This window comes from Streptococcus constellatus subsp. constellatus (assembly GCF_023167545.1).
Lineage (GTDB): Bacteria > Bacillota > Bacilli > Lactobacillales > Streptococcaceae > Streptococcus > Streptococcus constellatus.
In genome coordinates this window covers 552,222-571,254 of record NZ_AP014647.1, presented here as the reverse complement: position 1 = coordinate 571,254, position 19,033 = coordinate 552,222, and the positions used below count along the sequence as shown (strand labels likewise).

General features: G+C 37.6%; 16 protein-coding genes and 2 pseudogenes. 3 read left to right on the top strand and 15 right to left on the bottom strand.

From position 1 onward, the window contains the following. Positions 1–19 precede the first annotated feature (19 nt). From SCSC_RS02880 to SCSC_RS02835, 10 genes and pseudogenes are all read right to left on the bottom strand, one after another. Positions 20–505 (bottom strand): LURP-one-related/scramblase family protein, encoded by a 486-nt coding sequence (locus tag SCSC_RS02880; protein ID WP_006270122.1) that lies wholly within the window; start codon positions 503–505, stop codon positions 20–22. A gap of 224 nt (positions 506–729) precedes the next feature. Beyond that, complete coding sequence (gene prsA, locus SCSC_RS02875; RefSeq protein WP_006270138.1) at positions 730–1,668, bottom strand: peptidylprolyl isomerase PrsA; 939 nt, start codon at positions 1,666–1,668, stop codon at positions 730–732. A 106-nt stretch (positions 1,669–1,774) separates the two neighbouring features. Further along, positions 1,775–2,458 (bottom strand): O-methyltransferase, encoded by a 684-nt coding sequence (locus tag SCSC_RS02870; protein WP_006270129.1) that lies wholly within the window; start codon positions 2,456–2,458, stop codon positions 1,775–1,777. Next, a complete protein-coding gene (gene pepF / locus SCSC_RS02865; RefSeq protein WP_003069865.1) occupies positions 2,459–4,261 on the bottom strand; it encodes an oligoendopeptidase F in 1,803 nt (600 codons plus the stop codon). It abuts the gene before it with no gap. A gap of 19 nt (positions 4,262–4,280) precedes the next feature. Continuing rightward, positions 4,281–5,243, bottom strand: a complete 963-nt coding sequence (locus SCSC_RS02860; RefSeq protein ID WP_006270162.1) for a competence protein CoiA — start codon at positions 5,241–5,243, stop codon at positions 4,281–4,283. Positions 5,244–5,331: 88 nt separating this feature from the next. Next, positions 5,332–5,628: pseudogene (gene celB / locus SCSC_RS02855) on the bottom strand (PTS cellobiose transporter subunit IIC); the annotation flags it as partial. Further along, positions 5,622–6,608 (bottom strand): annotated as a pseudogene (locus SCSC_RS02850) (6-phospho-beta-glucosidase); the annotation flags it as partial. The pseudogenes SCSC_RS02850 and celB, both read right to left, overlap by 7 nt. Positions 6,609–6,902: 294 nt before the next feature. Beyond that, on the bottom strand, positions 6,903–8,072 hold the full coding sequence (locus tag SCSC_RS02845) for an MFS transporter (protein ID WP_006270163.1): 1,170 nt from the start codon (positions 8,070–8,072) through the stop codon (positions 6,903–6,905). 79 nt (positions 8,073–8,151) lie between these two features. Further along, positions 8,152–9,513, bottom strand: coding sequence for a DUF1958 domain-containing protein (locus SCSC_RS02840; protein ID WP_006270176.1), 1,362 nt, complete (start codon positions 9,511–9,513; stop codon positions 8,152–8,154). A gap of 115 nt (positions 9,514–9,628) precedes the next feature. Then, positions 9,629–10,336 (bottom strand): glucosamine-6-phosphate deaminase, encoded by a 708-nt coding sequence (locus SCSC_RS02835; protein WP_003025400.1) that lies wholly within the window; start codon positions 10,334–10,336, stop codon positions 9,629–9,631. A gap of 123 nt (positions 10,337–10,459) precedes the next feature. On the opposite strand from SCSC_RS02835, the gene SCSC_RS02830 reads away from it, so the two are divergent. Genes SCSC_RS02830 through SCSC_RS02820 form a run of 3 tightly spaced genes read left to right on the top strand, consistent with a single transcriptional unit; the run spans position 10,460 to position 12,155 of the window. Continuing rightward, positions 10,460–10,633 (top strand): hypothetical protein, encoded by a 174-nt coding sequence (locus SCSC_RS02830; RefSeq protein WP_006270170.1) that lies wholly within the window; start codon positions 10,460–10,462, stop codon positions 10,631–10,633. Positions 10,634–10,642: 9 nt separating this feature from the next. After that, positions 10,643–11,671 (top strand): tRNA preQ1(34) S-adenosylmethionine ribosyltransferase-isomerase QueA, encoded by a 1,029-nt coding sequence (gene queA / locus SCSC_RS02825; protein ID WP_006270142.1) that lies wholly within the window; start codon positions 10,643–10,645, stop codon positions 11,669–11,671. Between the two features lie 10 nt (positions 11,672–11,681). Further along, positions 11,682–12,155 carry an arginine repressor gene (locus SCSC_RS02820; protein ID WP_006270140.1) on the top strand — a complete coding sequence of 158 codons (474 nt, stop codon included), beginning with the start codon at positions 11,682–11,684 and terminating at the stop codon, positions 12,153–12,155. Positions 12,156–12,293: 138 nt separating this feature from the next. Here the strand turns inward: SCSC_RS02820 and SCSC_RS02815 are convergent, their stop codons facing one another. The 5 genes from SCSC_RS02815 to arcA all read right to left on the bottom strand — a co-directional run bounded on the left by SCSC_RS02815 (position 12,294) and on the right by arcA (position 18,882). After that, positions 12,294–13,628 (bottom strand): dipeptidase, encoded by a 1,335-nt coding sequence (locus SCSC_RS02815; protein ID WP_006270157.1) that lies wholly within the window; start codon positions 13,626–13,628, stop codon positions 12,294–12,296. A gap of 24 nt (positions 13,629–13,652) precedes the next feature. After that, complete coding sequence (locus SCSC_RS02810; protein ID WP_006270160.1) at positions 13,653–15,155, bottom strand: YfcC family protein; 1,503 nt, start codon at positions 15,153–15,155, stop codon at positions 13,653–13,655. Between the two features lie 237 nt (positions 15,156–15,392). Next, positions 15,393–16,340 carry a carbamate kinase gene (gene arcC / locus SCSC_RS02805; protein ID WP_003028182.1) on the bottom strand — a complete coding sequence of 316 codons (948 nt, stop codon included), beginning with the start codon at positions 16,338–16,340 and terminating at the stop codon, positions 15,393–15,395. A gap of 272 nt (positions 16,341–16,612) precedes the next feature. Further along, entirely contained in the window at positions 16,613–17,629 is a 1,017-nt protein-coding gene (gene argF / locus SCSC_RS02800; protein WP_003028184.1) for an ornithine carbamoyltransferase, read from the bottom strand. Positions 17,630–17,652: 23 nt separating this feature from the next. Beyond that, a complete protein-coding gene (arcA, locus tag SCSC_RS02795; protein WP_006270147.1) occupies positions 17,653–18,882 on the bottom strand; it encodes an arginine deiminase in 1,230 nt (409 codons plus the stop codon). Positions 18,883–19,033: the final 151 nt, after the last annotated feature.

The window sequence follows — 19,033 nt, the reverse complement described above, 5'->3', positions numbered from 1 at the left end:
TAGATGATTTTCCTATTACCTACGAAGAGCTATTTTCGAGAGCCTCCACATAGTCAATGGCGATACATAATGAAATGATCAAATCAGCATAGGAATCTTCATAAATCGTAACCTGATAAGTGGAAGTCAGATGAAATAACTCTTTTGAAATCTCTGCAATTACTTGTCCCTGATCATCTAGCAAACGAAATTCCAAATCCCAGATATTTCCTTCCACGCGCAAACCTAAGTTGTCAAATTCATATTTATCTCGTAAAAAGGTAAATTTTTTACGAATATAAAAATTCGAACCATTGCACAATTGAACTTCAAATTGGGGCAAAAAAGTAAGTGTTTTTTTAATAATCTGACTCACTAATTCACCTTTATAGTCATAAATGGTGAAGGTTTTTGGAATTTTTAAAAAGCTTCCTTCCACTTGATAATCAACGTTTCCTCGATCATCCTTGATATCAAACTTTTCACCACCAAAGCGAAATTTCTGTTTTACAAGATAGGTCTTCATGACATTCCTCACAAAAAGACAAGTCCACTAGACGAAGGGCGAAAAACCGCGGTACCACCTTCATTCAATGAACTTGCCATTCTCATTTATGTATGCAATTTTTTATTTGAGTAGCATGATTTCCGTTCTTACATGGCTTGCAGCACCGCCAATTCTCTGTGCTAAGAGGTCAAAAATCAATTCTCAATAGATTTATTATACTCACTTATGAGCATTTCGTCAACTTATTTTGATGAAGATGACGAGCTAGATGTTGATTTGTTATCTGACTTAACATATTGTGAGAATAGATTTTGGAAAGCTTGATCTTTTACTTTAATATTAGCTGCTTGCAATTCTTTGGCAACAACTTTTTGGATAAACGTACGATCATTTTGCTTTTGACCTAATACCATCTTCTTCAATTGGGTCTTATAATCTTTCCAATTATCAGATTTTTTCTTTTTGCTATTAACTTTCACAATATAATAACTTGTAGAAGTCGCAGATGTCTTAACTGTCACAACCTCAGAAATTCCATTTGCTTCAAGCGCAAAAGCTGCTTTTTGGACCGCAGCTGGTACTTCTGTTGAAGTTGAATCAAACTTGACTTCGCCACCTTTATTTTTTGTTTTTGTATCAGTGGAGTTTTCTTTAGCTAATTTACCAAAGTCTGCACCCTCAGCTTTTGCTTTTGCTAAAAGTTCTTTTGCTTTATTTTGATTGTTGACTTTAATGATTTGAGCAGTTACTTCTGGTGTATAGCTCTCATAAGCTTTCTTATAGTTAGCATCAGTTAAGCTTTTTTCAGCTTCTTTTTTAACCGCATATTCTACTAATTTGTTTGTTTTAATTTGTTCACGGTAAGTCTCTTCTGTCAATCCTGCTCTTGCCAATGCTTGTGCAAAAGCATTCCCATAACTACTCTTAGTTTTATTAAATGTTTCAGTAACTTCTTTCTCTGTGACATTCTTACCATATTTTTTTTCAAAAACATTTTTGATTGTCATATTTAGAAGCACTTGTTGAGCCGCTGCATTATTTTTCACTTTGTTGTAAAAATCACTAACAGTAATCGTACTCCCCTTCATCGTGATAATATCTTTTCCACCTGCTTGTGAACATGCTGCTAACGTTACAACCGACAAAAGCGTAATAGCTCCTGCTAGAAATTTTTTCTTCATTATGAATACTCCTTTTTTTAATTCACCTTCTTATTGTACCATAAAATAGATTTCATATCTTAAATTTTCCTAAAAACTTGTTAATAATAAGAAAATCACAAATATCTCATTTTTTTCGAATCATCAACAAACCATCACCAAGCGGTAATAAGGTAGCTGTTAAATCTGGATTATCAAGCGTTGCATCAAATAAGTTTTGCAAGCCACGATAAATGGTTCTCTGACTTCGACGTACTTCTATTATATCCTTAGCAACATCTCCACCCTGGAAAACATCGTCTATGATGATAATTCCTCCCGAATCAAGGTGTTTCAGAACTTCCGGCAGAAAAACAACGTATTTGGACTTGGCAGAATCCATAAAGACAAAGTCATAGAAATCTTTCAAGCTGGGAAGAATAGCCATTGCGTCTCCTTCAAGCAATGTAATTTGCCTGCGCTTATCAAACTTGGCAAAATTTGCTTTAGCAAGAGCAATCATTTCTGGATTGCGATCAATCGTTGTAATTTGCGCATGTGGTGCATGTTCTGCCATTAAAAGTGCTGAAAAACCAATGGCTGTCCCAATTTCCAAAATTTTTTCAGGCTGTAACGTTTCTAACAAAAAACGAAAATATGCAACTGTTTCGTGAGGAATAATGGGAATATTTTCTTCATGAGCAAAATTTTCGAGCTCTTCTAAGGAGCCCGAAACTCGTTTTTGCCGTGTCCGCATAAAATCAACTATTTCTTCCTTGACAACGGGGCGACGCATATTGTGATTGGCATTTTTACTATAGGATTTAACCATTTATGCTAAGCCCAACTTTTCTACAAGTGCTTCAAATTCATCAAGACGACGTTCAAAGACTGCAAAGGCAGCATTGAGATAGTCTTCTTTTTCCATATCAACACCAGCTTTTTTAATGACATTCAGCGGATAATCAGAATTTCCTGCTTTGAGATAATGGAGATATTTCTCTTTATCTTCTTGCGTTCCATTGACAATTTTATCGGCTAAGGCAGATGCTGCTGAAAAACCAGTCGCATATTGAAATACATAATAGTCATAGTAAAAATGAGGAATCCGTGCCCATTCGTATTGAATTTGTGGATTATCTTCTTTCGTCAAACCATAATATTTTTCGTTCAAATCTGCGTATAAATTATTCAAAAATTCACTAGTTAAGACTTGACCTTCTTGATCAGCCTTATGGATAGCATGCTCAAACTCAGCAAATTGAGTTTGGCGGAAAACAGTTCCGCGGAAGCCATCCAAGAAATGATTCAGAATCGCAAAACGAGTTTGATCGTCATCTACTTCTTCCAATAATTTCTCCGTCAGTATATTTTCATTGGTAGTAGAAGCAATCTCAGCTAAGAAAATAGAATAATCACCATAAACATAAGGCTGTGTTTCACGAGTATAGCTAGAATGCATACTATGACCCGTTTCATGAACCAAGGTGAAGAGATTATCTAAGGTATCTTGCCAATTCAGCAACATAAAAGCATTAGTATCGTAAGAGCCGCCAGAATAAGCTCCTGACCGTTTACCTTGATTCTCACAAACATCAATCCAACGCTCTGAAAAGGCTTTTTTCACTCGGTTAAGATAATCATCTCCAAGAATTGCTAAAACTTCTTCCGCTTTCGTCAAAGCTGCTTCATAGGTAAATTTATAATCTATCTCTGATAGCGGTGTATAAACGTCATACATCTTGAGATCTGAAATGCCTAAAATCTTAGCTCGTAACTGAACATAGCGATGTAAGAGCGGTAAATGTTTGTTGACTGCAGACACCAAGCTCTCATAAACACTTTCTGGAATAAAGTTAGCAGACAAGGCTGCTTCGCGTGCCGAAGAAAACTTACGTACTTTTGCATTGTAATTATGCACCTTAACATTTGTTTGGAGTGTCTTAGCATAAGTATGTTGATATTGTTCATAAACGCTATAAAGTGCTTCATAAGCTTCCTTACGGACTGTACGATTTTTTGACTCCACTAAGCTAATGTAATTTCCATGCGTCAATTGTACTTCATTGCCTTCTTCATCATGTACAATTGGAAAGACGATATCGGCATTGTCCAAAATTCCAAAAGTATCACCAGCAGCACTAAAAATTTCACCAGCACCTGCCAACAATTCTTCCTCGCGTTGAGAAAGGATGTGAGGTTTCTTTTGCAATAACTTGTCAAAGAAGTGCTGATAGATTTGCAATTCAGGTTTTTCAACTAAGAAAACCTGATACTGTTCATCTGTAATTGCCATAAATTCTGGCTCATAGAAAGCAAACACCTGCCCGAACTCGCTATAAATAGCCATGCCCTTGGCTTGATACTCTTGATATTTTGCCACACGCGTATCTTGATCATTTTTCATGTGAGCATAGGAATAGAGCTTTTCAATACGACGCATTAAATCCATTTGGATGTCTGTCGTTTTTAAAAGGCTATCGGCTGAATCCAAAAGATGACCTGCTAAATGACTAGCTTCTTTTAATTCCTTTGAAACTTGCGCTAATTCCATTTCAAACGCTTCATCCGTTGGGAAAATCGTCGTTAAATCCCAAGTGTATTTTTCTTCAATTTCATTTCTTTGTTTTGCCATAAAATTTCCTCCGTCTTTCCTATTCTATCATAAATACTGATAAAATCCTTGTATAAAAAGCTGGAGGATAGAGAATTTGAAAATTTTTATTCTTTTCCTTTTCATAATAAGCTGAAAATTGTTGGTAATAAGGTGTGAGGTCTTGAAAAATCTGACAAAAAGAGCTGGCACGAACAGGCTGAACCTGCGGATAAAAGTCACTAGCCGTTTTAGTCAATAAATTATCACCCGCTTGATACAATTCTGCCTGTAATTTCATCCATTTAGGTTGTTGATAATAGAGCTGTTGACGAACATAACGGCAAATATTTTTATCCTCTTTTGCTAAAAAACTGGTCATCTCCTGCCGTTGAAAGGGCGTTCGCAGAACAGTCAAAAGGCTGCCCTGACCAAAAGGAAAAGACTGGACCTTATATTGAGCTCGACCATGCAAATCTTCGTGAATCAGATACTTGAGTCGAATCTTCTGCTTTTTATCATCCAATTCCCACAGATAAAAGCCCATATTTTGACTGAAATAAAGAAAATCTTTTTGCAAATTAGTTAAAGAATCTTTCAGCCAAAGTTTCTTTCCTAATAGCCAAAGAACATGATAACCGTGCTGATGATAACTGTCCGTACGCTCTTTTAAGCGCTTTTGACTCAGCGAACTGCATTGAACTTCAAGCGCAATCTGTTTCTCTACTAACAGATCTGCAATTTGTTGCAATTTAGGTAAATACGCTTCCACTTGAACTGCATGATTAGACTTTCTGGCCCAAGTAAACAAGGCAGCTTTCAAATTCAGGTGTTCTGCGCTTTCATTTTCCGTATAAAAATGACAGTCTTTTAAAGAAATATGAGCAAAATGCGGTCGCATGACTCTTCCTTTTTTAAAACGGACCGCCTCCAAACAAGCTGGACAGAGAAATTTATCCAGCGGATTTACCGTATCTTCCACAGCATTTAGTAGGTTCCCATTTTCCTGACAAGCTATTAGCATAAATTATTTTCCCCTTTTACTGAAATTATTCGCAAAAAAGAGAAACTTCCGAAAAAGTTTCTCAAATCTTTTATAAGGGGAAACAAATTTATTGAATCGCTTCAGCACCGTTCATTTCTTCTTTGTACAACTTAGTATCATACATCTTAATAAATGGATACCAAATTACAAAGGCAGCCAGAGCACAGATAAGTGCAACCACAAAGGCACCAATATTACCACCTGAACCAACGTATACTCCAATACCAATAGGTGTTGGCCATGGTGTTTGGGCAATCGCTTTACCAGCTAGTCCAAGTTGAACAGACCAGTAACCAATCGAAGCAGAGACGATGGGAGCCAAAATAAATGGAACGGTCAATATTGGATTATATACAAGTCGAAGTAAGGATTATTTTCCCGATGGGAGTCAATAGCAAAGGACATATAGTAGCTAAAGCCAATATAGTCAACAGTGCCCGCCAGCAAATCTTCCTGATCCTGCTTGCTAAAGTCCACCTTGATTCCCTTTCTTTCCCAGTATTTGAGAATATGCTCAGGATATCGACCAAAGACATGCACGTCTGTAAAGTAATAACGCTTCTGCATAGCTTTCATAGCCATAAGAATATCCTTTGGATTACAAGTAGCCGGATAAATAGGGCACATGGCAATCATGCAACCGATTTGGAAGTCAGGATTGATTTCGTGACCAACCTTAACTGCACGCGCAGAAACTACTAACTCATAGTGAGCAGCCTGATACATGATTGCTTCGCGATCATCGCCTTCTTTATAAACAATCCCGGAGTTGGTGAAGGGAGCAAAATCTTCCTGATAATTAGCTTGGTTGTTGATTTCATTGAAAGTCATCCAGTATTTGACTTTATCCTTATAACGCTCAAAAACAACTTCTGCAAAGCGTACAAAGAAGTCAATCACTTTACGGTTTTTCCAGCCACCATACTCAGTTACCAAATGATAAGGCATTTCAAAGTGAGACAAAGTGATAACAGGCTCAATACCATACTTGAGGCATTCGTCAAAAAGGTCATCATAAAATTGCAGACCAGCTTCATTAGGCTCTATTTCATCTCCTTTAGGGAAAATCCGCGTCCAGGCAATAGAAGTCCGGAAACACTTGAAGCCCATCTCTGCAAAAAGAGCAATATCTCCCTTGTAACGATGATAAAAATCAATGGCCTCATGGTTAGGATAGTACTTGCCTTCTAGGACCCCTGGGGTAATTTCCCGAGGCACTCCGTGACGAGTTGCGGTCATAACATCCGCCACACTGATACCTTTTCCACCTTCCTACCAGCCACCTTCCAGTTGATGTGCCGCAACAGCTCCACCCCAGAGAAATCCATCTTTAAAAGTTGACATATCTAAAGTCCTCCTGATTTTGATATTTTCATTATACATCTAAGAAAGCGCTTTTAAAATCTATATTTTTGCCACAATAATGCGGAAAAATGATAGATTCGTATTTATAGGTAGACTTTAATAAACGGAACTTCCCTTGATTTAATATCACCTTTTACTATTAGACTATCATTTTTAGCTATCTATCGAGCTATTGATTCCATTATCTGTACATGCCTCTTTTCATTCAAACATCAAAAGTAACAAAGTACTTAATAAAGGGGCTGGAAAAAATCCAGTCCCTTTATACTTCTCTTAACCAAACAATTTCTGATTTGACTTGTTTGGTACTTTCAAAAAGAAAGCTAAAACAAGCACTAGAACCATTACACCAGCTAAGAAAAAACTCATCATTTCATAGCCAGATTTATCAATAATATCTCCTGCAATATTTTGAATAAGAATGGTTCCCAAATTGCGCGCTGTCTGCACCAAAGCAATAGCTGTGACCAAATAATTCTCATCTACTATGTTAGCAACAATCTTCAAAGTCACCATAATTAACAACATACCTGTAGCATGCTTTGACATTAAAGTTAAGAGAATTTTGGAAGTAAGCCCCAAATCCAATCCATAAATCACATACTGTAAAAGCAAAATTCCCAAAGGAATATAGAGCAATTTTTTAATTGGAACCTTATCCATAAAAAGATAAGAAAAGAAAATCAATGGCGACTCGCAAATTACAGAAATAGCTACCACAGTTGTCGCCATATTAACACTTAAACCGCTATGCTCTAGCATAGAAGGGATATATGTATGCCCTGTATTTCCAACTCCAGAATAGAGTGCCACGATAAGAAGATAAAACAAATACGTTTTATTTTTGAAAATTTGCCCAATAGAAGAGCCATTTTTCGTTTGTGTGGCTTTTTTTGAACCTTGGTTATGTTTTGGCTCAATCCCAAATACCCCAAGAATACTCACACACATCATACTGATAAACACGATAAAAATTGCTTGCGGTGAGATGAATTTATAAATCAATCCTGCTAATTGTGAGCCCATTGCATAACCAAAAGTACCCCAGATACGAATTTTCCCATAAGTATAAGGGCTTCTAGCAGCCAACACATCCATAACAGGATTGACTCCATTGACCAACATTAAAACAGCACTATACCAGACTGTCAACAATAAAAGATTATTGGCTTGCATAAAAAAGATTGCAGCGATATTAATCAGAAGAAAACTATAAATGGTCACTTTTTTAATGCCAATCTTATCGTTTAAAATCCCCATGAGTGGCTGAACAATCATAGAAGAAAAGAATGAGGCAGAGACAACAAGTGACACCTGACTAGCTGAATAACCCTTATCAAGCATATATACTGAAATTAAAGTCGAAAAAAGTGCATATGCTAAAAAATAAAAGTTATACATTAAAAAATAGGCAAAATAGCTATTTTGAAATTTCCTAAACATGACTTTTTCTTCTCCCTAAAAAATGTGATAAAACTCGACTGGAATCACCAATCGAGCTTTCTATTCTACAAATAAATGATTAACGTTTGTTACGACGAGAAAACTGAGTATTGCTATGAGAAGAGCGATTCATTCTTTTTTGCTTTCGTCTCATGATTTCAAAAACAATAATCAACAAAAAAATCACTATGGGAACTGCAATAAAAATATAATAATCTAAAAAGAGTTGCTTCAAACTTTTTCCGTTAGACTTTGCTATAGTACTTTGTACTGTTGATGTTGCTCTTTTCTTTACGTCTGTGACACTTTCTCCATCTGCAATGAGCGAAGAAAGTTGCTTCAGACCATTATCATTTTTCAATACTCCATTTTCCACAACTGGTTTTGCTGACGCCCCTTTTTTCACAGTTGCATAGAAATCTTTTGACAGGTTATATCTTTTTCCATTGATTGTTTGTTCTCCAGCCTTGAAAATTTTTTTGTACTCATAATCAGCATAAGCTTTCTCAATCAAGGCATTGCCAAATGGATGGCGGTAATATTCTCCATCTTGGTCAGACCAATTCCCAACTCCCATGATAACACTAATCAAGCGTTGTTTTCCACGCTTAATCGTTGCAATGTAGTTAAAAGCTCCTCGTGGACTTGATCCTGTCTTTAAGCCATCAACCCCCTTTATAGCATATCTTGCACCAGGAAGTGAGTAATTATAAGTTTCAAAAGTTTCTTCATACGGCGTTCCCTTTTTCACCGTTACAACTGATTTATTTGTGTAGTTTAAAATATTTGGATAATTTTTGACAAAATTGTAGCTTAAAATAGCTAAATCACGTGCTGTTGTCTGATTGGCAGCATTATTATCATAACGTTGTGGCGTGTATAAGCCTTTAAAAGAAACCGCTGCAGCTCCACTGGCATTAAACCATTTTGTATTGGTCATGCCCAACTCTTTTGCTTTGGCATTCATCATGTCCAAAAATGTATCTGGATCACTGTTTGATAGATAATTCGCCAACATAACTGTCGTTGCATTTGATGAAGGAACTGCTGTCATGGTAATCAATTCAGAAACAGTATAATCTACACCGGCTACTATTTTATTGTTGGAAATCTCGTAAATATTTGCAATAGCCTGATCACGTGGTGTCGCTTTGATAACTGTATTTTCACTCAACTTTCCTTGCTGAATCGCTTCAAAAACTAAATACAAAGTCATCAATTTGCTCATGCTAGCTGGGTCACGAACTTCATCGATATTATCTTGCCAAAGAATATTTCCCGTATTAGCATCTACTATCAAGGATGATTTCGGACGATTGATTGGATTGACCTTTTCGTCTGGATACATTTTTTGCGCCATATCAACTAACTCGTCCGCATGAATAGTGATTGTTCCCACACACAACACAAAAAAACAAACAATAGTTAACAACTTTTTCACTAGAATCCTCCTGAGTTCTCACTTATCTTCTAGTATAGCATATTTTCCCTGTAAGATAAGGAATTTTTTTTAAATAATAAAAAACCTACCTAAAAATTAGATAGGAAATAGATTCTTATTTTTTCAAAATGCTTAAAGCTTCTTTATCTGCGATAATGACAACATCTTCATGTTTTTGAAGGACGCTTCCTGGTAGTTCTTCTGTAAACGGTCCTTCTACTGTTCCTGCAATCGCTTTAGCTTTTGAAGCACCATAAGCAAATAAAATAATAGATTTTGCATCGAGAATATTCCGAATCCCCATTGAGTAAGCTTGCGTCGGTACATCTTCTATTTTATCAAAGAAACGAGCATTCGCTTCAATAGTTGATTGCTCCAAATCCACTACATGAACCGTGCTATCAAAGCTCGTCCCTGGTTCATTAAACCCAATATGACCATTTGTACCAATTCCCAAAATTTGCAAATCAACAGGATGTTCTACCAAAATTTGGTTGTAGCGTTTCACTTCTGCTTCCGCATCTTCAGCAACACCATTTGGTAAAAAGCTTTCTTTAAAAGGCTTTTGATTAAATAAATGTTCTTGCATAAAATAACGATAAGACTGAGGATTTTCCCCACTTAATCCTATGTACTCGTCTAGATTCACACTGGTTAAGCCTGACAAATCAAGGTCACTTTCAACAATTTGCTCGTAAAAACTCAAAGGACTACTCCCTGTCGCTAAGCCTAACGTTTTAGCTCCTTCAGCTAATTTTTCTTTTAATAATTCAAAGGCTACTCTACCGCCGTCTACTTGATTTTCCACTTGAATAATTCTCATCGCTAAACTCCTTTTCCTTATTTAATTACATTATATGGTATAGACCAATTTTTGTCAAGAGAATTTGTTTCTTTTTAAAAAATCCGAGCTTGTTTGCACGAAAAATCGTGCTATAATAGAAGAATGTTAGTTTATTTACTCTGTTTATTTTTACTGGGAGTTGCTTTTCTTATTACTGCAATCTTTCTCAACACCAAGCGAATGTGGCGTTATCTCTTACTGATTTTAGGAATTTTACTCATGTGCCTGCCACTTGTTGCTTGTTGTTATTCGTTATGGATTTTAATTACAGCCTAAGGAGAATGTATGAATACTGCTGATTTTGACTTTCATTTACCAGAAGAATTGATTGCGCAAACACCTTTAGAAAAGCGAGATGCTTCCCGCCTTTTAGTCGTCAATCACGAAACTGGTCAAATGGAAGATACTCACTTTGATGCCATTATTGATCAATTACATCCTGGAGACGCTTTGGTTATGAATGATACGCGCGTCTTGCCAGCACGCCTTCATGGTGAAAAGCCTGAAACAGGCGGACATGTTGAATTACTACTGTTGAAAAACATCGCAGGAGATGATTGGGAAGTGCTAGCGAAGCCAGCCAAGCGCTTAAAAGTCGGAGCAGCTATATCTTTTGGTGACGGGCGCTTAACAGCAACTGTCTTAGAAGAATTAGAACACGGCGGACGAATTGTACGTTTCCATTACCAAGGGATTTTCTTGGAAGTGCTTGAAAGTCTGGGCGAAATGCCCTTGCCGCCTTATATTCATGAAAAATTAAAAGACCGTGAACGCTATCAGACTGTTTATGCTAAAGAAAATGGCTCAGCGGCTGCTCCTACTGCCGGGCTTCATTTTACCAAAGAGCTGCTGGCTCAGATTGAAGCTAAAGGTGTAAAATTAGTCTATCTGACGCTTCATGTTGGTCTAGGAACCTTCCGTCCTGTCTCTGTAGACAATGTAGACGAACACGAGATGCATTCAGAATTCTATACATTGTCTGAAGAAGCAGCTAACACGCTTCGACAAGTCAAAGCTAGTGGACATCATGTCGTTGCAGTTGGAACAACTTCTATCCGTACACTGGAAACAATTGGTTCAAAGTTTAACGGGGAAATCAAAGCTGACTCTGGTTGGACCAACATCTTTATTAAACCTGGCTACGATTGGAAAATCGTAGATGCTTTTTCTACCAATTTCCACCTTCCAAAGTCCACTCTCGTCATGCTCGTTTCAGCCTTTGCAGGTCGAGAATTAGTGCTCTCTGCTTATCAGCATGCCATTGATGAAAAATACCGCTTTTTCAGCTTTGGAGATGCTATGTTTATAAAATAATAGGTGAAATATGAATAAAATTGAAAGCCGTCATCGACTCATTCGCTCACTTGTCCTAGAGAAAAAAATTCACACACAACAAGAATTACAAGATTTATTGAAAGCGAATGGCGTTACAGTGACGCAATCCACACTTTCTCGAGACATTAAAGCTTTGAACTTAGTAAAAGTACACGAAGCAGATATTTCTTATTACATTATCAATAGCATGGCACCTTCACGCTGGGAAAAACGCCTGCGTCTCTATATGGAAGATGCCTTGATTATGTTGCGTCCTGTTCAACATCAAGTTGTCATGAAAACTCTTCCTGGATTGGCACAATCATTCGGTTCTATCTTAGATGCTCTAGAATTTTCCGAAATTGTCGCAACGGTCTGCGGTGATGATGTCTGCTTGATTATCTGCGAGGACAATCAAAAAGCGCAAGATTGTTTTAACAAATTAAAACAATTTGCACCCCCATTCTTTTTCAGTAAAGATTAAAAAGCTAAGGCTGGACTTTCGTCCAGTCTTAGCTTTTAGCTATCAAAACCACATTGACGCAATGATTGATTGCTAGGTAAATGGAAAGTGAACTCTTGTACAATGTGCAAGTTCTTCTTCACTCTTGCTTTCTTCTAACTATTTTCCAGTCAACCGATAAATCGTTTCAGCATAAATATCCATTGCCTTATATAGATCGTCAATCACAGTTCGTTCATTCGCTTGATGTTCTGTTTGCAAAGCACCAGGGAAAAGTGCACCAAAAGCTACACAATTTGACATAGTACGAGCAAATGTAGCACCGCCAGAAGACACAGCAGGGCTATTATCATTGGTTTTTTCTTTATAGACAGCCATTAAGGTGCTGACCAATTCACTATCAAGTGGCACATATAACGGTGCAAGATAGTCAAATTCTTCATAACGTAATTGATATTTTTCAGCAATTTGACTTAGTTCTCGTACTAATTTATCTTTGTCAGCAAGAACTGGAATCCGCAAATCAATCCGAATCTCGGACTCGTCTTGATTTATAGTTAGCCCAGAAACATTGAACGACAACGTTCCTGAAGGCTCATCTGAAATTTCACCAAACAAGCTGCTGCCTGTAGCATCTTCACCAACTGCTTCAGCCATAAATTGAATAGTAGAGTGTTGAACAAGTGGATTTAGCCCCATTGCCAAACGTACAATAGCATTCACTCCCTCAGCTGCATCTTTTGAATGCTTAGGGACACCAATGACTGTTACTGTATCTGCAGTTCGTTCGTATTCAAAAGCCTGTTTTTTCAATTCAGCTTCTAATGAATCTGCTAAATTTCCCGTATAACTTGCTTTTGCAGGTACAACATTAAAAGCTTCTCCTGCTTCAATAGCAAGTTCTTGCGAACCTGAACCATGTAACTTAACCTGCAGTAAACCTTTTTCAGCATAGGTCAGCGGGAAAGAAGAATCCGGTGCAAAACCAAGCGTCGCTGTTTCCTCCAGCTCATTGTAACGAGCCATACAGCGCCACAGAGTTTCTTCGTCTGTACCATAGATGAAACGAATCCGCTTGTTAAATGTCACACCTGCATCCATCAATGCTTTAACAGCATAAAGTGCAGCTAGGGACGGACCTTTATCATCTTGAACACCGCGTCCATGTATCCAGCCATCTTTTATAGTTGCTTCAAATGGAGGAGTTTCCCAATCGGACAAATCTCCCGCTGGAACAACGTCTAAATGGCAGAGAACGGCCAGGAGTTCTTCTCCCTGACCGATTTCTGCATATCCATAATAGCCTTTAGGATCAATGTAAGTTTTAAAACCTAAACTCCTAGTGATCTCTAGCATTTTTTCTAAGACGTTTTGAATAGATTGTCCGAAAGGTGTTCCATTTTCCCCTTCATTAAGAACTGACGGGTAGGAAACGATTGTTTTCAGCGATTCTAAATAATCAGATTTAATTTCTTCGGTTAAAAATTGTTTCATAAAGAACACCTCGTTATTTTCCTATTATAAGAACGTTCCTAAAATAAGAAGTAGGATACTTACTACAAAGATTCCAGCAGCCAATTTTGCAACGAATTTCCACCAAGTACTCAATTCGATCCGTCCAAGAGCAAGAGCTCCCATTACGATACCAGATGTTGGAGTAAGAAGGTTCAAAAGACCGGAAGCTGATTGGTAAGCAGTGATAATCAAGCTTGCTTGCACATTGACAAATTTTCCAAGTGGTGCCATGATACCCATTGTTGCACTGGCAAGACCAGAGGTTGATGGGATAAGGAATGACATTGGCAGATAGAATAGGTAAGTCAATACAATGAATACTTGAGATGATAGACCCTTGAGTCCTACTTCACCCCAGTGAAGGATTGTAGCAGTAATCATACCATCGTTCATGATAACTTGAATACCACGCGCAACAGCTACGATAAGCGCAACACTTAGAAGATCAGCCGCACCATTGATAAAGACAGTGATAAAGCGGCTTTCTTTCATGCGGTAAACAAAACCAATGATGATCCCCATTACCATAAAGAGCATTGCCCCTTCTGGGAAGGACCAGGTACCCAAAGCAGATGTTGAACTACCAACAATCTTACCAATGAACGGAAGTCCAACCAACCATTTATTGAAACTTTCAAAAATAGTTACCTTCAAGTCTGTCCATGGAATGAAACTCATAATCATGAGAACAAAGGTCAAGACAAAGAGTACCAACACTTGTTTTTGTTTCTTGCTAAGAGTGGATTCTACATTAGCAACTGCATCTACATTAAAGTGCTTCAAATCTTCTTCACGATGACTGTAAACCAAAGATTTTGTAGGATCTTTTTGAATCTTATCTGCATAACGATATACGAAATAAGTACCCAAAGCTGTCATCACAACAAAGAAGATTAACCGAAGAACGATACCGTCACCAGTACCTACACCTGCTGTCGCAGAAGCTATACCTGTAGCAAATGGATTCAGAGTAGAAGCCAAACATCCAATTTGAGAACCAAGAAGGATAATAGCCACCGCAGTCAAACTATCAAATCCTACTGCCATCATAACTGGCACAAGAAGTGGATAGAAAGCCATGGTTTCTTCACCCATACCATAAGTTGATCCACCAAGGGCAAACAAAGGCATCAAGACTAAAATCAACATCTTTTCGCGACCCTTGTACTTCTTGACGATAGAAGCAATCCCTACATCAAGGGCACCTGTTTCATTCACTACTCCAAGGAAACCACCAACCATCAAGATAAAGAAAGCGACATCAATCGCTGCTGAAGTTGGTTCTTTTCCAAGCATAGCACGAATAGGAGCCATCAAGACATCCCAAATCCCTTGTGGATTTTGAGCAACAGTCTTGTAAGTTCCTGTAATCAGATTACCAGCTTTATCAGCATCGTATTGACCTGCTGGGATAATCCAGGTCAACACAGCCATAATTGCAATGATAATCATCAAAACGGTATAAGATGACGGCATCTTAAACCCTTTTTTTGCTTTTTCACTCATTTGTTTTCCTCCTAAATGTAACAAATTGTAAAAATTTAACCGAATCCCATTTTCAGAAAGCGCTTCCTTTGACTATATTTTAACATATTCATCTGGAAAAAACTAGTAATTTCCAAAAAAATTATCATTTCACAACAGTAAAATAGATCAAAAGAAAGCAAATCTAAAAATAGGAAACATTAACGTTGTTTTAAAAAGTTTTATTACAATTTTAAACGAAGCAATAATAACACTCTGTTATCCTTTTTCAATAATCGTTCCGCTTTCAGACTCAATTAAAGCGCCTAAGTTTTCAAGAGAAGTAATGACCGCTTCACCTTCTGGTCGATCATTTACAAAGGCAATAGCTGCTTGCACTTTAGGTAACATACTTCCTGGGGCAAATTGATTTTGCTTGATGTATTCTTCCAACTGAGCTACATTGACACGCTCTAACTTGGCTTGATCTGGTTTATTGTAGTTGACATAGACATAATCTACACCGGTCAAAACGATGAAGAGATCTGCTTCGACCAATTCCGCCAGACATTGTGAAGCAAAGTCTTTGTCAATTACTGCTTCTACGCCTGCAAGATGACCATTGTCTTCCTTGATGACGGGAATACCGCCACCACCAGCAGCCACAACGACGTGTCCTGCATTGATGAGTGTACGAATGGTTTCAATTTCTTTAATTCCAACTGGTTTTGGTGACGCAACTACTTTTCTCCAGCCACGTCCAGCATCCTCTTTGAAAGTAGCTCCGCTCTTTTCAGCTTCTGCTTTTGCTTCTTCTTCTGTGTAGAATGGTCCGATTGGTTTGCTTAAATTTATGAAAGCAGGGTCATTTTTATCAACCACTACTTGTGTCACAACAGAAGCAACTTCTTTTTCAATTCCTTCTTCATGAAGTGCATTTTGTAGAGCGTTTTGCAACCAATAGCCAATACTTCCTTCTGTCATTGCAACAAGCGAATCTAACGGAAATGCTGGATTTTTTTCAGAATCTGCTGCTAAATGTTGCAACAAAAGATTTCCAACTTGCGGTCCATTTCCGTGAGTGATAATCAAGTCATCACCATTTTTAATCAGTTTTACAAGATGACTTGCTGTTTCTGCTAATGCTTCTTGTTGTGCTTTTGCTGATGGATCAGATGAAAGGATGGCATTCCCTCCCAAAGCCACAACGATTTTACGATTTGCCATAAATAATTAGCCTCCTTAGAGTTTTCTTCTTATAGTGCTTCAATTCATTTTAATGAGCTATAACAAACTTTAGAACGAGGTTAGAACAATAATGTCTCAAACTACATTTCTTTGAGGGTGATTGCATCGGCAATCATAGTTGTTTGTCTTATCGCCTTTTTCCCCTATTTAAATCATACTAAAATTGAAACGAGCACTATCAAAAATGAGGACTGGACTAAAGCTATTAGTCGCAGCCCTCATAGCTGTTGGTAAACGGTTTTAGTTTTAAATTATACTTTTGGAATATAAAGGTTTCCAAGAGTTGCTGCCATAACTGCTTTAATAGTATGCATACGGTTTTCAGCTTGGTCAAATTGGCGAGCGTATTTGCTGCGGAATACTTCGTCAGTTACTTCCATTTCTTCAACGCCGAATTTTTCAGCAACATCTTTACCATAAACAGTATTTGTATCATGGAAAGCTGGTAAGCAGTGCAAGAAGATCAAATCTTCATTGTCAGCTTTCTTAATCAAATCCATATTTACTTGATAAGGTTTCAAAAGTGCGACACGTTCTGCAAATTTGTCTTCTTCACCCATAGATACCCAAACGTCTGTGTAAAGGACATCCGCACCTTTAACAGCTTCATCTGCATTGTCAGTAATTAAGACATGTGCGCCACTTTCTTTCGCATATCCTTCTGCCAATTTCACAATATCTTCAGCTGGGAAGAGTTCTTTTGGAGAAAAGATATGAACATTTACACCGAGGATAGCACCTGTTACAAGGAGACTGTTTGCAACGTTATTGCGTCCGTCACCACAGTAGACAAGAGTCAAGCCTTCCAAACGACCAAAGTTTTCTTGAACTGTCAAATAGTCAGCTAACATTTGAGTTGGATGCCATTCGTCTGTCAAGCCATTCCATACAGGAACACCTGAGAATTCTGCTAGTTCTTCTACCATACGTTGGCTAAATCCACGGAATTCAATCCCGTCAAACATACGTCCCAATACTTTAGCTGTATCTTCAGTAGATTCTTTCTTGCCAAGCTGAATGTCGTTAGCTCCTAAGTATTCTGGATGAGCACCAAGATCAATTGCTGCCGTTGTGAAAGCTGCACGAGTACGAGTTGACGTTTTTTCAAACAAGAGAGCAATATTTTTACCTGCTAGATAATGATGTTCAATATTGCGTTTCTTCAAATCTTTCAAGTGAGCTGCTAAACCAATAAGATATTCTAATTCTGCACGTGTAAAATCTTTTTCTGCCAAGAAGCTGCGTCCTTGGAACACTGAGTTTGTCATTCTATTATTTCCTCTTTCTAATCTTAAAGTTCTTCACGTTCAAATGGCATTGACATACAACGAGGTCCACCACGACCGCGAACCAATTCACTTCCGCGAATCTTAATCAAACGAAGTCCGTATTCTTCAAGAATCTTATTTGTGACAACGTTACGGTCATATACCACTACCACACCTGGAGCGATTGTAAGGGTGTTTGAACCGTCGTTCCATTGTTCACGTGCTGCTGCTACTGTATTTCCGCCACCGCAACGAATCAAATGAACTTTATCAATACCAAGATTCTTAGCAAGCAATTCTGCTAAATCGCCTTTTTCTTCTGCAATATGAAGTTTTTCATTTTCATAAGTAACAGAATAAACGCGAAGATCGCCTTCAATTTCTGGGTGAATAGTGAATTTATCATAATCAACCATTGTGAAGACCGTATCTAAGTGCATGAATTTACGATTATTAGCAAATTCAAATGCAATCACTTTCTTAAAGCCAACATTCTTCTTAAAGATATTGACCAAGAGTTTTTCAATAGATGCTGCGTCTGTACGTTGTGAAATACCTACTGCAAGAACATCTTTAGAAAGAACTAGTTCATCTCCACCTTCGATACGAGTTGTTTCTTCACGGTTATAAACCAATTCAACATTACCACCATATACTGGATGGTGTTTAAAAATGTATTTACCATAAAGTGTTTCACGATTACGTGTATCTGAATACATGTGATTCAGTGAGACAGCATTCCCAATTGTTGCAAATGGGTCACGAGTGAAGTAAAGGTTTGGCATTGGATCAATAGCAAATGGATAGTCAGATTCTACCAAATCCGTCAAACCTTTGGCGTCTACTGGAATTTCTGGCAGTTCAGCTTTTTGGAAACCAGCCATTGTCTTTTCAACCAATTCAAGGTTATCTTCTATACCATGAAGAATATCACGGATAGCAACTTTTGTTTGTGCTCCGCGAATATTTGCTTCATCAAGATATTCTTCAATAAATTCGTTACGAATTTCTGGAGAAATCAATGATTCAGCAGTCAATTTTTCGAGGTAAAGAACTTCAATACCTTCTTTACGTAGAGCGTCTGCGAATGCATCGTGTTCTTTTTGAGCATCTTCCAAGAATGGAATATCGTCAAAAAGTAGACGTTCCAAATGGTCTGGCATCAAGTTTTCCAACTCTTTACCAGGACGATGTAGCATAACTTTTTTCAGTTTTCCTATTTCTGAGAAAACATGAATAGGATGTGTAGACATCTTATGTCCTCCTCTTTTTTCTTTGTGACTTAAGTTTCCTTAAGTTCTATTTACATGTTATATTGTAATATCTTTTGTTTGCTCTTTCACAATCAATTATACATTTAAAATGCCAAATCCTTTGCTTTTTTTAAAATAAATTCTAATATTA